The 255-nt window shown below is 47.5% G+C and carries 1 pseudogene; it reads right to left on the bottom strand.

The features are described 5' to 3' along the window. Positions 1–255 (bottom strand): annotated as a pseudogene (locus H8K32_RS20105) (MotA/TolQ/ExbB proton channel family protein); the annotation flags it as partial.

The following is a 255-nucleotide window of genomic DNA, read 5'->3' as shown; positions in this document are numbered from 1 at the left end:
ACGGTGCTGTAGAACCAACCGTCGCCAAAAATGCCAGGCCATCTTGCAAACGGCTTTGAACTTTATCAACAGCACGTTGGATAGACATAGAAACCCAAGTGTTCAGGTCGATTTGCTCTAACAATGCGCCTTCGTGGTGTTCAGTTGCTTTGATACCAGAGTCAGCGATGAAACGGAATGGGCTGCCTTCTTTCAATGTTGCAGAACCAGCCTGAACAGATGCTGCTTTCCAGAACTTTGTACGTGCATCAGTTG

The organism is Cognatundibacterium jejuense, assembly GCF_014284255.1.
GTDB classification, from domain to species: domain Bacteria; phylum Pseudomonadota; class Gammaproteobacteria; order Burkholderiales; family Burkholderiaceae_D; genus Undibacterium; species Undibacterium jejuense.
This window is presented reverse-complemented; position numbering and strand designations above follow the sequence as displayed.